The following is a 15,070-nucleotide window of genomic DNA, read 5'->3' on the forward strand; positions in this document are numbered from 1 at the left end:
CGTAGCGCCCGCGGACGGCCTTACCGTCGTGGCACGGATCGGCAACGGGAGGCGGGTGGCGTGGGGAGTCGGCGCGGTCGCGTGGGCCGGCTGGGCGCGGCCGGGCTGATCGCGCTGACCGTGGCGTCGGCGGGATCGTCCTGCGGATCGCCGGACTCGTCCGCCGGTGTCCCGGTGATCAGCGTCTACACCCCCGCCAACGACACCGCGACCTTTCGCGTCATCGCGGCGCGCTGCACCGCACAGGCCGGCGGCCGGTACCGGGTGCAGCAGTTCAGTCTGCCGCGCGCCGCCGACGATCAGCGCCTGCAACTGGCCCGGCGGCTCACCGGCAACGACCGCACCCTGGACGTGATGGGCCTCGATGTGGTGTGGACGGCCGAATTCGCCGAGGCCGGCTGGGCCTTGCCGCTGTCGGACGACCCGGCCGGCAAAGCCGAAGCCGACGCCGTCGCGGACACCCTGCCGGGTCCGCTCGCAAGCGCCCGGTGGCATGAGCGGCTCTACGCCGCGCCCATCGTTACCAACACCCAGTTGCTCTGGTACCGGCCGGATCTGATGGCGTCCGCGCCGGCCACCTGGGACCAGATGGTGGCCGAGGCAACCCGCTTGCACGCCGCGGGCGGGCCCAGCTGGATCGCGGTGCAGGCCAAGCAGTACGAGGGCCTGGTGGTGTGGTTCAACACCCTGCTGCAAAGCGCCGGCGGCCGGGTCCTCAGCGATGACGGCAAGGCCGTCACCCTCGTCGACACCGACGAACACCGGGCCGCCACCGTGGCCGCGCTGCGGGTCATGAAGGCGGTGGCGACCGCGCCCGGGGCCGACCCGTCGATCACCCAGACCGATGAGGCCACCGCCCGGCTGGCTTTCGAGCAGGGCCGGGCGGCGCTGGAGGTCAACTGGCCGTTCGTGCTGCCGTCGATGCTGGAGAACGCGGTCAAAGGCGGGGTGGGTTTCCTGCCGTTGCAGGGGCGCCCGGAGCTGGCCGGCAGCGTCGAGGGCGGCGCGTTCAAACCCACCGAGGAGCAGTATCGGCTCGCCTACGACGCCAGTCGTTCGGTGCTGGGCTTCGCGCCGTATCCGGCTGTGCGGGAAGGCCACCCGGCCAAGGTGACGCTCGGCGGGCTGAACCTGGCGGTGGCCCGGACCACCCGGCATCGCGCCGAGGCCTTCGAAGCGGTGCGCTGCCTGCGCAATCCGGCCAACCAGAAATATCTCGCGATCGAGGGCGGCCTGCCCGCGGTGCGCGCCTCGGTGTACGACGACCCGCAGTTCCAGGAGAAATATCCGCAACACAATGTGATCCGCCAGCAGCTCACCGACGCGGCGGTGCGCCCGGCGACCCCGGTGTATCAGGCGGTGTCGACCCGGATATCGGCGACGCTGGCGCCGATCAGCGTCATCGACCCCGAACGCACCGCCGACGAGCTGGCCGTGCAGGTGCAGAAGGCCATCGACGGCAAGGGGCTGATCCCGTGACGCGGGTCGACGACGTCCGTTCGCAGCGCCGGCTGGCGGTGTTGCTGGTCGCCCCGGCGGTGATCCTGATGCTGGCGGTGACGGCGTACCCCATCGGCTACGCGATCTGGCTGAGCCTGCAGCGCTACAACCTGGCCACCCCGGAGGACACCGCGTTCGTCGGCCTGGCCAACTACCAGACCACCTTGACCGACTCCTACTGGTGGACCGCGTTCGCGGTGACCCTGGGGATCACCGTGGTCTCGGTGGCCTTCGAGTTCGTGTTCGGCCTGGCGCTGGCGCTGGTGATGCACCGCAGTCTGTTCGCCAAGGGCATGGTGCGCACCGCGGTGCTGGTGCCCTACGGCATCGTCACGGTCGCCGCCGCCTACAGCTGGTATTACGCCTGGACGCCGGGCACGGGGTATCTGGCCGACCTGCTGCCCACCGGAAGCGCGCCGTTGACCCAGCAGTTGCCCTCGCTGGGCATCGTGGTGCTGGCCGAGGTGTGGAAGACGACGCCGTTCATGGCCCTGCTGCTGTTGGCCGGGCTGGCGCTGGTGCCCGAGGACCTGCTCAAGGCCGCGCAGGTGGACGGCGCCGGCCCGTGGCGGCGCCTGGTCTCGGTCACGTTGCCGATCATGAAACCCGCGATCTTGGTGGCGGTGCTGTTTCGCACCCTGGACGCGTTTCGGATCTTCGACAACATCTACGTGCTCACCAACGGCTCCAACAACACCGGCTCGGTGTCGATCCTGGGCTACGACAACCTCTTCAAAGGATTCAACGTGGGATTGGGGTCGGCGATCTCGGTGTTGATCTTCATCTGCGTGGCGCTGATCGCGTTCGTGTTCGTCAAGGTGTTCGGCGCCGCGGCGCCGGGATCGGACCAGCGATGACCGGTCTTCGGCGCCGAACCGCATGGGTCATCATCGACCTGGCCGTGCTGGTCTATGCACTGGTCCCGGTGTTGTGGATTCTGTCGCTGTCGCTCAAGCCGACCTCAACGGTCAAGGACGGCAGGTTCATTCCCTCGTCGGTGACGCTGGACAACTACCGCGGGATCTTTGCCGGTGACGTCTTCGGTTCGGCGCTGATCAACTCGGTGGGCATCGGCCTGATCACCACGGTGATCGCGGTGGTCATCGGGGCGATGGCCGCCTACGCGGTGGCTCGCCTGGACTTCCCCGGTAAGCGGGTGCTGGTGGGGGCGGCCCTGCTGATCGCGATGTTTCCCCAGATTTCCCTGGTGACACCGATTTTCAACATCGAACGCGCTACCGGGCTGTTCGACACCTGGCTGGGCCTGATCATCCCCTACATCACGTTTGCGCTGCCGCTGGCGATCTACACGCTGTCGGCGTTCTTCGCCGAGATCCCGTGGGATCTGGAGAAGGCCGCCAAGATGGACGGCGCCACGCCGGGGCAGGCGTTCCGCAAGGTGATCGCGCCGCTGGCGGCGCCGGGCATCGTCACCGCTGCCATTCTGGTGTTCATCTTCGCGTGGAACGATCTGCTGCTGGCGTTGTCGCTGACGGCCACGAAAGCCTCGGTCACCGCGCCCGTGGCCATCGCCAACTTCACCGGCAGTTCGCAATTCGAGGAGCCCACCGGATCGATCGCGGCGGGAGCGATGGTGATCACCGTGCCGATCATCGCCTTTGTTCTAATCTTCCAACGACGGATCGTGGCGGGACTGACCTCCGGCGCGGTGAAGGGATAGCGGGATGGCCGAGATCGAACTGTCACACGTCACCAAGAGCTACCCCGATGGTGCGGTGGCGGTCAACGACCTGTCGCTGAGCATCGCCGACGGCGAGTTCATCATTTTGGTCGGACCCTCGGGCTGCGGAAAATCGACCACCCTGAACATGATCGCCGGCCTGGAGGAGATCACTTCGGGGGAGCTGCGCATCGGTGGCGAGCGCGTCAACGAGCGTGCCCCCAAGGACCGCGACATCGCCATGGTGTTCCAGTCCTACGCCCTTTACCCGCACATGACGGTGCGGGGCAACATCGCCTTCCCGCTGACCCTGGCCAAGATGAAGAAGTCGCAGATCGCCGAGAAGGTCGCCGACGTGGCCAAGATCCTCGACCTGACCGACCTGCTGGACCGCAAGCCGTCGCAGCTGTCCGGCGGCCAGCGTCAGCGGGTCGCCATGGGCCGGGCGATCGTCCGGCACCCCAAGGCATTTCTGATGGACGAGCCGCTGTCGAACCTCGACGCGAAGCTGCGCGTACAGATGCGAAGCGAGATCGCGCGGTTGCAGCGCCGGCTGGGCATCACGACCGTCTACGTCACGCACGACCAGACCGAGGCGATGACGCTCGGGGACCGGGTGGTGGTGATGCAGGGCGGTGTCGCCCAGCAGATCGGGACCCCCGCCGAGCTCTACGAGCGTCCCGTCAATCTGTTCGTCGCCGGGTTCGTCGGCTCGCCGGCGATGAACTTCTTTCCCGGCACCCTGACCGCCACCGGTGCCCGCCTGCCGTTCGGCGAAGTCCCGCTCGATGCGGCGACTCGTCAGACGATCGCTGCGCATCCCGCTCCGCAGGGCGGGGAGGTCGTCATCGGGGTGCGCCCCGAGCACCTGGTGGATGCTGCGCTGCTCGACGATGCCGGGCGGCGCAACGCGGTGACCTTCACGGCCCGCGTCGACCTGGTGGAATCGCTGGGTGCGGACAAGTACCTGTACTTCACGCCGAACGAGTCCGCCGGAGCGCCGGCCGAAGGCAGCCTGGTGGCCCGGGTCCCCTCGGCGTCGAAGGCCGTCGGCGGGCAGCCGATCGAACTGGCCCTGCTGCCGGACAAGGCGGTCGCGTTCGACGCCAAGACCGGGGTGAACCTCAGCGTCGCACCCGCCGGGCGGTGAACCCCCGGTGACCCACGACCTGGATCGGGTGCGTCAGCACGTACAGCAGCACTTCGCCGCGGCCGGTGCCGCCGGTGAGCCGGACGTCGCCCGGGTGACATTTCTGGGTGTCGAGCCCATCGAGGTGTTGCGGTTCGGGCCCGGACCCGACCGGATGGTGCATTACGTCTCGGCGGGTTGCTCGCGCCACCCCATGGGGGACCCCGGCCATATGCTTGCCGACCCGGTGCACGGCCCGCGCGCAGAAATCGTTGTGCACCTGCGTGCTTCGGCGTCCGATGCCGGCCTGGCCCGCAGCATCGCGGCCGTGGCCGCGGCGCCGGTGGTCGAAGGGGTGGTGCTGGCGCCCGACGCGCTGATCGACCTCGGGGGGCCGTTGTGGACCGGACCTGCGGGCCCGGCGCCGTTCACCGCCGTGCTGCTCGGCGACAGCGACATCGCCGAGCTCGCGCTGGAGCCCCCGCGGGAACCGGTGCGGTTTCTTACGGCCACCCCGATCACCGCGACGGAGGCCGCCTGGGTGCGGCTCAAGGGCGCTGAGGCGATGCGGGAGGCCTGGCGCGCGGACGGCGTGGACGTGTTCGACCCGGACCGTCGCGCCTCCGCCCCTTAGCTCACAGCCAGCCGTTGCGGCGGAACGCGCGGTAGAGCACCGCGGAGATCGCGCACATGCCGGCCACCACAACCGGATAGCTGAATGCCCAGTGCAGGGCCGGCATGTAGTCGAAATTCATCCCGTAGATGCCGGCGATCATGGTCGGGACGGCGATGATGCCCGCCCACGCCGACATCTTGCGCATGTCGGTGTTCTGCTGCATGCCCACCCGCGCGAGCGCGGCCTGCACCAGCGAGCTGAGCAACTCGTTGTAGCCGGCGATCTGCTCGGCGGCGCGCGTCTGATGATCGGCGACGTCGCGCAGATACCGCCGCACCTCTTTGGAGATCAGGTCCCGGCACTCGTTCTGCAACCGCTCGAACGGCCCGGACAGCGGCGCCACCGCCCGCCGCAGCTCGACCACTTCGCGTTTGATCTGGTAGATCGGTTCGACATCGGTACGGGTGCCCGGTGCGAACGCGGCCTCCTCGATCAGATCGATGTCGCTCTCCATGCGGGCAGTCACCTCGACATAGCGGTCCACCACGTAGTCGGCGATGGCGTGCATCACCGCAAACGGCCCCAGCCGCATCTGCTCGGGATCGGCTTCCATCCGCCTGCGCACGTCGGTCAGGCTGCTGTGTTCGCCGTGCCGGACGGTGACCACGAAGTTCTTGCCGACAAACATCATGATCTCGCCGGTCTCGACGATCTCCCGGGGCACCACCGCCGATTCGTGCGCGACGTAGTTGACGGTCTTGAGTGCCAGGAACAGGCTGTCGTCGTAGCGCTCCAGCTTCGGCCGCTGGTGTGCCTGAACGGCGTCCTCGACCGACAGCGGGTGCAGTTCGAAGGTCGCGGCCACGCCCTGCATCTGGGCCTGGCCCGGCTCGTGCAGACCGACCCACACGAACGCGTCGCGGCCGTCGGCCTCGATTTCACGCACCTTGGCCCGGGCGCCGGCGGGGGTGAACCGGCCCGGGACTCGCTTGCCGTCGGCGTAAACACCGCAGTCCACCAGCACTCGAGGTGTCGGGTCGTGCAACGCCGTCATGGCGGCTCTCCCTCCGGCGCAGGTGCCGGTCAAATGCTACGCGCCCGGCATCGACCTGCGCGGTGAGCGGGGTTCATCGGCGGGGTCCCGGAGTTTCGGTGACGGCGCCGGTGCGCTAGTTTCGACCCGGACCAACGCCAGACCAGCCGAACGTTCGAGGAGCGCTTGACGTGAGCACAACCCCACTCAAGGTCGCCGTCACCGGCGCCGCCGGCCAGATCGGATACAGCCTGCTTTTCCGCCTGGCCAGTGGCTCGCTGCTGGGCCCCGACCGGCCGATCGAACTGCGCCTGCTGGAGATCGAGCCGGCGCTCAAGGCGCTTGAGGGCGTCGTCATGGAGCTCGACGACTGTGCGTTCCCGCTGCTGTCGGGTGTGCAGATCGGCTCGGACGCGAACAAGATCTTCGACGGCGCCAATCTGGCGCTGCTGGTCGGCGCCCGCCCGCGTGGACCGGGCATGGAGCGCAGCGACCTGCTGGAGGCCAACGGTGCCATCTTCACCGCGCAGGGCAAGGCGCTCAACGCGGTTGCGGCCTCCGACATCCGGGTCGGGGTCACGGGCAATCCGGCCAACACCAACGCGCTGATCGCGATGACCAACGCGCCCGACATCCCCAAGGAGCGCTTCTCGGCGCTGACCCGTCTGGACCACAACCGGGCGATCTCGCAGTTGGCCGCCAAGACCGGCGCCAAGGTCACCGACGTCAAGAAGATGACGATCTGGGGTAACCACTCGGCGAGCCAGTACCCCGACATCTTCCACGCCGAGGTCGGCGGGCGTAACGCCGCCGAGGTGGTCGGCGACCAGGCCTGGATCGAGAACGACTTCATCCCGACCGTCGCCAAGCGCGGTGCGGCGATCATCGACGCGCGCGGTGCGTCGTCGGCCGCCTCGGCGGCATCGGCCACCGTCGACGCGGCCCGGGACTGGCTGCTGGGCACCCCGGACGGTGACTGGGTGTCGATGGCGGTGGTCTCCGACGGCTCCTACGGTGTGCCCGAGGGCCTGATCTCCTCGTTCCCGGTCACCACCTCCGGTGGCGACTGGAGCATCGTGCAGGGTCTGGAGATCGACGACTTCTCCCGCAGCCGGATCGACGCCTCCACCGCTGAGCTGGCCGACGAGCGCGAAGCGGTCACCTCGCTGGGTCTGATCTGAGGCGCTGACTCGTAAGGCGTTGTTGGAAACTGCGGTGCATCGGCCGCCGCGGCCGAAAGAAAGAACGCAAATGCAGCGCAGTACCCTGGACTATCGATGCCTGAGAACCTAGCGATGAACAGCTCGCCGATCGTGATCGGAGACGAAGAGATCTTCGAAGCCCACACGGGTGGGAAGATCTCCGTCGAACTCAAGTCGCCGCTGGACAGCCAGCGTGCGCTGTCGATCGCCTACACCCCCGGTGTGGCGCAGGTAAGCCGGGCCATTGCCGCCGACCACACACTGGCGGCTCGGTACACCTGGGCGCACCGGCTGGTGGCGGTGGTCAGCGACGGCACCTCGGTGCTCGGGCTGGGAGACCTCGGACCGTCGGCGGCGCTGCCGGTGATGGAGGGCAAGGCGGCGTTGTTCAAGACGTTCGCCGGCCTGGACTCCATCCCGATCGTGTTGGACACCAAGGATCCCGACGAGATCGTCGAAACCCTGGTGCGGCTGCGTCCGTCGTTCGGGGCGGTCAATCTGGAGGACATCTCCGCTCCGCGCTGCTTCGAGATCGAGCGCCGGGTGATCGAGGCGCTGGACTGCCCGGTGATGCACGACGACCAGCACGGCACCGCGATCGTGGCATTGGCGGCCCTGCTGGGGGCGGCCAAGGTGGTCGACCGTGAGATCGCGTCGCTGCGGGTGGTGGTCTCCGGTGCGGGTGCCGCGGGCGTTGCCTGCGCGAACATCCTGCTCTCCCGGGGCGTCACGGACATGATCGTGCTGGACTCGCAGGGCGTGCTGCATCCGGAGCGCTCGGGGATGAACGAGGTCAAGCTCGAGCTGGCGCAGCGGACCAACCCGCGGGGCGTCACCGGTGGTCTCGCCGAGGCACTGGCCGGCGCCGACGTCTTCCTCGGCGCGTCCGGGGGCGTGGTGCCCGAGGAGCTGATCGCATCGATGGCACCGGGCGGCGTGGTGTTCGCCCTGTCCAATCCCGACCCGGAGATCCACCCCGACCTGGCGGCCAAGTATGCGGCGGTGGTGGCGACCGGACGCAGCGACTTCCCCAACCAGATCAACAATGTGCTGGCCTTCCCCGGAGTGTTCCGTGGTGCGCTGGACGCCGGTGCGCGCCGGATCACCGAGGCGATGAAGTTGGCTGCCGCAGAAGCGATTTTCTCGGTTGTCGCCGACGAACTGGCCCCGGACCGTATCGTGCCCAGCCCGCTGGATCCCCGAGTCGAGCCGGCCGTTGCGGCCGCTGTCGCGGCAGCCGCCGACACCGTCTCCTGAGTTCACCGTGCGCAGGCCGCTCGGACATCACCTGCGCCGCTGGGCGCTGGGATGGGCGGCGTTGCTGATCGCCGGTTGCGGCGCTCACCCGGCCCCGTCGCCGCTGACCGTGGGCATGGCCCCGGATCCGCAGGCGCAGGTCCTGGCACACCTGTATGCCAGCGCCCTGCGCAGCACCGGCGCCGCAGTGCGCATCGAGGCCGTCGCCGACCCGGTTCCAGGACTGGACGCCGGCGAGCTGACCGTCGTGCCGGGTTTCACCGGCCGGTTCCTGGCGATCTTCGCCCCCGACTCCGTGGCACGCTCTGACCGGGGGGTCTACTGGGCATTGGCGGGGGCGCTGCCCGAGGGACTCGCGGTGGGCGACTACGCCATGAGCGCGGAGGACAAGCCGACGCTGGCCGTGACCGAGGCGACGGCCCTGGCCTGGGACGACTCCAACCTGAGCGCGGTCGTGCGGCATTGCACCGGGCTGACCGTCGGCCGGGTTGCGGGTTTCCCCGCGCCTACCGCGGTGGGGCGCTGCGCGCTGCCGAAAGTTCGTGAATTCCCCAACGACACAGCGTTGTTCGCCGCGCTGCGCGCTCGCCAGATCACGGCGGCGTGGGCCACTACCGCCGATCCGGACGTACCGGAGGACGCGCTGCTGCTCACCGACGGCCGGCCCGCGCTGGTACGCGCGGAGAACGTGGTGCCGCTGTATCGCCGCAACGAGCTGACCGAGGCCCAGCTGCTGGCGGTCAACCAGGTGGCCGGAGTGCTCGACACCGAGGCGCTGATCGAGATGCGCCGCCGGGTGGCCGAGGGAGCCGATCCGCAGGTTGTGGTCGACGGCTTCCTCGACGAACACCCACTGGGCAGGTAACGGCAGCTACCGGGGCCGCAGCCGCGGGATGGCGCGCGAGAACAGCCACTGGTACTTCGAGCCCATGACGCGCACCAGCAGATCCAGAGCCCGTGCGTCATTTCCGATCAGCACGCGGGCCCGGTTCTTCCGGACCCCCGCGAGGATCACCCGGGCGGCCTCTTCGGCGGTGGTGGAGGCCAGCCGCCGGTCGAAGAACTCGGCCATCGCCGCGGCGTCGAGGCCTTCGGCGACGGTGGCGTTACGGGCGATCGCGGTCTTGATGCCGCCCGGGTGCACCGTGGTGACCTTGACCGGGTGCCCGGCGACCACCATCTCTTGGCGCAACGCCTCGGTGAAGCCGCGGACGGCGAACTTCGCCGCGTTGTAGGCGCCCTGGCCGGGCACCGCCAGCAGTCCGAACAGACTGGAGACGTTGATGACGTGTCCGTCGCCGGAGGCGATCAGGTGCGGCAGGAAGGCCTTGGTGCCGTTGACCACACCCCAGAAGTCGACATCCATCACCCGTTCGATGTCCTTGAACGGGGTGATCTCGATGTCGCCGCTGTAGGCGATCCCGGCGTTGTTGTAGATCTGATTGACCTTGCCGAAATGCTCTTTGACCTCGTCGGCGTAGAGCAGGAACGCTTCGCGCTCGGTGACGTCGAGTCGGTCGGCCTTGACCCGCACACCCAGCGCGGCCACCCGCCGCTCGGTCTCGGTGAGACCCTCGGTGTCGACGTCGCTGATCGCCAGCTGCGCTCCCGCGCGTGCCAGCTCGACGGCCAGTGCCTGACCGATGCCGGAACCGGCGCCGGTGACGACGGCGACCTTGCCCGCGAATCCCTGCATGTGTTCTCCCAGCGGTCTGTGGAACCACGAGCGTATCCGGTACCGCCGGTACTGGATGAGTGGGCCTCGGTAAACGAGAGGTGCGGCTTCGTGCCTCAGCCGAACGCCGAGTCGATGATCTCCTGCTGTTCGACAGCGTGCACCTTCGACGACCCCGACGACGGCGCCGACATCGCCCGCCGCGAGATGCGCTTGATCCCGGTCAGCTTGTCCGGGAGCAGCTCCGGCAGCTCCAGACCGAACCGCGGCCACGCGCCCTGGTTGGCCGGCTCCTCCTGCACCCAGAAGAACTGCTCGACGTTCGGGTAGCGGTCCAGGGTTTGCCCGAGGCGGCGCTTGGGCAGCGGGGCCAGCTGTTCGATCCGCACGATCGCGATGTCGTCGCGACCGTCCTTGGCCTTGCGGGCGGCCAGCTCGTAGTACAGCTTGCCGCTGGTCAGCAACACCCGGGTGACCTTGTTGCGGTCGCCCTCGCCGTCCTCGTACGTCGGCTCTTCGAGCACCGACCGGAACTTGACGTCGGTGAAGTCCTTGATGTCGCTGACCGCTGCCTTGTTGCGCAGCATCGACTTCGGGGTGAACACGATCAGCGGCCGCCTGATGCCGTCGAGGGCATGCCTGCGCAGCAGGTGGAAGTAGTTCGACGGCGTCGAGGGCATCGCGATGGTCATCGAGCCCTCGGCCCACAGCTGCAGGAAACGCTCGATGCGCCCGGAGGTGTGGTCGGGGCCTTGGCCCTCATGGCCGTGCGGCAGCAGCAGCACCACGCTGGACAACTGCCCCCACTTGGCCTCACCGGAGCTGATGAACTCGTCGATGATCGACTGGGCGCCGTTGACGAAGTCGCCGAACTGCGCCTCCCACAGCACCAGGGCGTCCGGATTGCCCACGGTGTAGCCGTACTCGAAGCCGACGGCGGCGAACTCCGACAGCGGCGAGTCATAGACCAGGAACTTCCCGCCGGTCGGGTTGCCGTCGGCGTCGGTGGCCAGCAGCTGCAGCGGGCTGAACTCCGCCCCGGTGGCCTGGTCGATGATCACCGAATGCCGCTGCGAGAAGGTGCCGCGGCGGGTGTCCTGCCCGGACAGCCGGATCAGCTTGCCTTCGGCGACCAGCGAACCCAGCGCCAGCAGCTCGCCGAACGCCCAGTCCACCTTGCCCTCGTAGGCCATCTCGCGGCGCCGCTCCAACACCGGCAGCACCCGCGGGTGCACGGTGAAGCCCTCGGGGATCGCCACGAACGCATCGCCGATGCGGGACAGCATCGCCTTGTCGACCGCGGTGTTCAGACCGCGGGGCACCTGCTGCTCGGATTCCACCGACTCACTGGGCAGCGCGGCATGCTTTTCCAGTTCGCGGATCTCGTTGAACACCCGCTCCAGCTGGCCGTGGTAGTCGCGCAGGGCGTCCTCGGCCTCTTTCAGCGAGATGTCGCCACGGCCGATCAGGTCTTCGGTGTAGCTCTTGCGGACGCTGGTCTTGGTGCCGATCACGTCGTACATGTAGGGGTTGGTCATCGACGGGTCGTCGCCCTCGTTGTGCCCGCGCCGGCGGTAGCACAGCATGTCGATGACGACGTCCTTGTGGAACTTCTGGCGGAAGTCCACCGCCAGCCGGGCCACCCAGTCGCAGGCCTCCGGGTCGTCGCCGTTGACGTGGAAGATCGGGGCGCCGATCATCTTGGCCACGTCGGTGCAGTACTCGCTGGAGCGCGAGTAATCCGGCGCCGTGGTGAAACCGATCTGGTTGTTGACGATGATGTGGATGGTGCCGCCGACCCGGTAGCCGGGCAGCAGCGCCATGTTCAGCGTCTCGGCGACCACGCCCTGGCCGGCGAACGCGGCGTCGCCGTGCAGCATCATCGGCACCACCGAGAATGCCGGCTCCTCTTCGGTGCCCGAAGCGCCCCGGCCGAGCAGGTCCTGGCGGGCCCGGACCAGCCCTTCGAGCACCGGGTCCACGGCCTCCAGGTGGGACGGGTTGGCGGTCAGGGAGACCTGAATCTCGTTGTCCCCGAACATCTGCAGGTACACGCCGGTGGCGCCCAAGTGGTACTTGACGTCGCCGGAACCGTGCGCCTCGGCCGGGTTGAGGTTGCCCTCGAACTCAGTGAAGATCTGCGAATAGGGCTTGCCGACGATGTTGGCCAGCACATTGAGCCGGCCGCGGTGCGGCATGCCGATGACAACCTCGTCCAGGCCGTGTTCGGCGCACTGGTCGATGGCCGCGTCCATCATCGGGATGACGGTCTCGGCGCCTTCCAGGGAGAAGCGCTTCTGGCCGACGTACTTGGTCTGCAGGAAGCTCTCGAACGCCTCGGCGGCATTGAGCTTGCTCAGAATGTACTTCTGCTGGGCCACCGTGGGTTTGACGTGCTTGACCTCGATGCGCTCCTGCAACCACTGCTGCTGCTCGGGCTCGAGGATGTGGGTGTACTCCACGCCGACGTGGCGGCAGTAGGCGTCGCGCAGCACCGAGAGGATCTCGCGTAGCTTGCGGATTCTGCCGCCGGGGACGCCTTCGACTTTGAACTCCCGGTCCAAGTCCCACAACGTCAGGTCGTGGCTCTGCACGTCCAGGTCCGGGTGGCTGCGGAATCGGGTGTTGTCCAGGCGCAGCGGGTCGATGTCGGCCATCAGGTGGCCCCGGTTGCGGTACGCGGCGATCAGTTCCACCACGCGGGCGTTCTTGTCCACGACCGAGTCGGGGTTGTCCGAGCGCCACCGCACCGGCTCGTAGGGGATGGAGAGCTCGAAGAAGATCTCGTCCCAGAAGGCGTCCGAGAGCAGCATCTCGTGCACGGTGCGCAGGAAGTCGCCCGACTCCGCGCCCTGGATGATGCGGTGGTCATATGTCGAGGTCAAGGTGATCACCTTGCCCACGCCCAGTTCGGCGATGCGCTGCTCGCTGGCGCCCTGGAACTCAGCGGGGTACTCCATGGCGCCGACTCCGATGATGGCGCCCTGGCCTGCCATCAGCCGGGGCACCGAGTGCACCGTGCCGATGGTTCCGGGGTTGGTCAGCGAGATGGTCACCCCGGAGAAGTCCTCGGCGGTCAGCTTGCCGTCGCGGGCCCGTCGCACGATGTCTTCATAGGCGTCGACGAACTGCGCGAAGCGCAACGATTCGGCGCCCTTGATGGCGGCCACCACCAGGGAGCGCTTACCTCCGGCGCCCTGCAGGTCGATGGCCAGTCCCAGGTTGGTGTGGGCCGGGGTGACGGCATTGGGCTTTCCGTCGATCTCGGCGAAATGCCGATTCATGTTGGGGAACTTCTTGACCGCCTGCACGATCGCGTAACCGAGCAGATGGGTGAAGGAGATCTTGCCGCCGCGGTTCCGCTTGAGCTGGTTGTTGATGACGATGCGGTTGTCGATCATCAGCTTGGCCGGCACGGCGCGCACGCTGGTGGCCGTGGGCACCTCCAGGGAGGTGGACATGTTCTTGACCACGGCGGCTGCGGCTCCGCGCAGCACCTGACGTTCGTCGTCGGCGGCCGAGGGCGCCGCCTGCGACGGCTTCGCCGCCTGCGCCGGTTTGGCAGCCGGCGCCGGAGGCTTGGGCGCCGGGGTGGCGGGCTTGGCGGCCGGTGTGGGAGCGGCTGGGGCGGGGGAGGCCGCTGCCGGAGCAGCCGGTGCCTGCGACGCCGGTGCGGGGGCAGCCGGCTGCGCCGGGGGAGCCTGCTGAGTCGCTGCCGGGGCGGGCGCGGCCGCCCCGTCGCCGCGGTTCCCGTCGTGCTTGTAGTCGGCGAGGAACTCGTGCCAGCTCGGATCCACCGAGGAGGGATCCTCGCGGAATTTGCGGTACATCTCCTCGACTAGCCACTCGTTCTGACCGAAGGGTGAACTGATACCGCTCACGACAGCTTCTCGCCTCGATTCCTGGTCGTCCGGCGAGGCACTTTGCGCCCGCGCCCACCTGCCTTATAAAGGCTAGCCCCTCCCGGTTATTCCGCCAGGATCGCGGCCGATTGTCCGTCGCCTATAGCGGTCGGTCAGGCGGAGTGGGCGTCGTCGTCGGGCAGGGCCGGAACCAGGTGCAAGGGCACCGGCCACCGCGGGGCGGGCTCGCCGAACGCCTTACGGGCGTGGCCGACGACCTTCTTGCCCATCAGGCGGTTGCCGATCGCCCCGATCACCGCACCCAAGCCGACCGGTAGCAGTTTGCCGAACGCCAAGGCCCCGCGGCGCAGGGTGAAGCGCTTGACGAAGTACCGCAGCATCCGGGAGTTCAGCTCCCGGACCGCCGGCAGCGGCAGGGCGGCGACACCGGCGGAACCTTCGGCGAGCCACGCGCCGCTGGTACGGCCCGTGCCGAGCAGCTCGCCCAGCGCGCCCTTACCCCGGTCGCCCACCAGCACCGCCAGCACCAGCGCCCGCCGTCGCTCGTGGTCGTCCACCGGAATGCCGTGCACCTGCGCCACCGACAGCACGAAGAACGCGGTGGCCTCCAGGAACACCGCGGTTTCGCCGGCCACCGCCGACAGGGCCATCAGAGTGCCGATAGCCGGTACCGCCGCGGTGGCGCCCACCGCGGCGCCGGTGGCCGTCGACGCGGCCAGGTAACGCTTCTCCAGCTTCGCGATGATCTGGGCCGGGCTGGCGTCGGGATCGGCTCGGCGCAGTCGCTCCAGGTAGGCGCGCACCGCCGGGCCCTGCACCCGTTCGCTGCCCTCGATGACCCGCGCCAACGCCCGGGCCGCCATGGTGGGCTTACCCTCCCCGGAGGTCGGTGATGGAGCCTGCGCCGACTTCCGCCGTCGAAAGATGCCCATGGTTGCCTCCCGTTTGGTGCGGTGCCTTTCAGGCTAACGCGCCGGCGACACTCGGCCCGGCGAACGAAGCGGGCACCGCCAGACGGCACAGCGTCCCATCGGCGATCCGAGTTGTTCGTGACCTCATCTGTCCGTAGCGTCGGACGCGGTGGCTTGATGCCCCAACAGCACCGCGCAGCGAT

At 68.6% G+C, this 15,070-nt stretch carries 12 protein-coding genes; 8 read left to right on the forward strand and 4 right to left on the reverse strand.

Going from position 1 to position 15,070, the window contains the following annotated elements:
* The first annotated feature begins 60 nt into the window (after positions 1–60).
* The 5 genes from AWC02_RS09035 to AWC02_RS09055 are packed head-to-tail and all read left to right on the forward strand — an operon-like array spanning position 61 to position 4,944.
* Entirely contained in the window at positions 61–1,479 is a 1,419-nt protein-coding gene (locus AWC02_RS09035; protein ID WP_085128434.1) for an ABC transporter substrate-binding protein, read from the forward strand.
* The gene (locus tag AWC02_RS09040; RefSeq protein WP_085128435.1) at positions 1,476–2,357 is read left to right on the forward strand and encodes a carbohydrate ABC transporter permease; all 882 of its coding nucleotides are present in this window, start codon (positions 1,476–1,478) and stop codon (positions 2,355–2,357) included. The genes AWC02_RS09035 and AWC02_RS09040 overlap by 4 nt, the downstream gene beginning before the upstream one ends.
* Complete coding sequence (locus AWC02_RS09045) at positions 2,354–3,181, forward strand: carbohydrate ABC transporter permease (RefSeq protein WP_085128436.1); 828 nt, start codon at positions 2,354–2,356, stop codon at positions 3,179–3,181. Before AWC02_RS09040 ends, AWC02_RS09045 begins: the two co-directional genes overlap by 4 nt.
* Positions 3,182–3,185: 4 nt before the next feature.
* A complete protein-coding gene (locus AWC02_RS09050) occupies positions 3,186–4,331 on the forward strand; it encodes an ABC transporter ATP-binding protein (RefSeq protein ID WP_085128437.1) in 1,146 nt (381 codons plus the stop codon).
* A 7-nt stretch (positions 4,332–4,338) separates the two neighbouring features.
* Positions 4,339–4,944, forward strand: coding sequence for a suppressor of fused domain protein (locus tag AWC02_RS09055; RefSeq protein ID WP_085128438.1), 606 nt, complete (start codon positions 4,339–4,341; stop codon positions 4,942–4,944).
* Position 4,945: 1 nt separating this feature from the next.
* Here the strand turns inward: AWC02_RS09055 and corA are convergent, their stop codons facing one another.
* Positions 4,946–5,980: a magnesium/cobalt transporter CorA gene (gene corA, locus AWC02_RS09060; RefSeq protein ID WP_085128439.1), complete on the reverse strand. Its 1,035-nt coding sequence runs from the start codon at positions 5,978–5,980 to the stop codon at positions 4,946–4,948.
* Positions 5,981–6,150: 170 nt separating this feature from the next.
* Here corA and AWC02_RS09065 point away from each other — a divergent pair, with 170 nt between their 5' ends.
* The 3 genes from AWC02_RS09065 (at position 6,151) to AWC02_RS09075 (ending at position 9,283) form a co-directional block, all read left to right on the forward strand.
* Positions 6,151–7,140 carry a malate dehydrogenase gene (locus AWC02_RS09065; protein ID WP_085128440.1) on the forward strand — a complete coding sequence of 330 codons (990 nt, stop codon included), beginning with the start codon at positions 6,151–6,153 and terminating at the stop codon, positions 7,138–7,140.
* A 96-nt stretch (positions 7,141–7,236) separates the two neighbouring features.
* Complete coding sequence (locus tag AWC02_RS09070) at positions 7,237–8,418, forward strand: NAD(P)-dependent malic enzyme (RefSeq protein ID WP_085128441.1); 1,182 nt, start codon at positions 7,237–7,239, stop codon at positions 8,416–8,418.
* 7 nt (positions 8,419–8,425) lie between these two features.
* Positions 8,426–9,283 (forward strand): glycine betaine ABC transporter substrate-binding protein, encoded by an 858-nt coding sequence (locus tag AWC02_RS09075; protein WP_419179225.1) that lies wholly within the window; start codon positions 8,426–8,428, stop codon positions 9,281–9,283.
* Positions 9,284–9,289: 6 nt separating this feature from the next.
* On the opposite strand, the gene AWC02_RS09080 is transcribed toward AWC02_RS09075, so the two are convergent.
* From AWC02_RS09080 to AWC02_RS09090, 3 genes are all read right to left on the reverse strand, one after another.
* Complete coding sequence (locus tag AWC02_RS09080; RefSeq protein ID WP_085128442.1) at positions 9,290–10,114, reverse strand: SDR family NAD(P)-dependent oxidoreductase; 825 nt, start codon at positions 10,112–10,114, stop codon at positions 9,290–9,292.
* A 95-nt stretch (positions 10,115–10,209) separates the two neighbouring features.
* Positions 10,210–13,974 (reverse strand): multifunctional oxoglutarate decarboxylase/oxoglutarate dehydrogenase thiamine pyrophosphate-binding subunit/dihydrolipoyllysine-residue succinyltransferase subunit, encoded by a 3,765-nt coding sequence (locus tag AWC02_RS09085; protein WP_085128443.1) that lies wholly within the window; start codon positions 13,972–13,974, stop codon positions 10,210–10,212.
* Positions 13,975–14,108: 134 nt separating this feature from the next.
* Positions 14,109–14,888, reverse strand: a complete 780-nt coding sequence (locus AWC02_RS09090) for a hypothetical protein (RefSeq protein ID WP_085128444.1) — start codon at positions 14,886–14,888, stop codon at positions 14,109–14,111.
* Between the last annotated feature and the right edge of the window lie 182 nt (positions 14,889–15,070).

The sequence above is a fragment of the Mycolicibacter engbaekii genome (assembly GCF_002101585.1).
In the GTDB taxonomy this organism is placed as follows: Bacteria; Actinomycetota; Actinomycetes; order Mycobacteriales; family Mycobacteriaceae; genus Mycobacterium; species Mycobacterium engbaekii.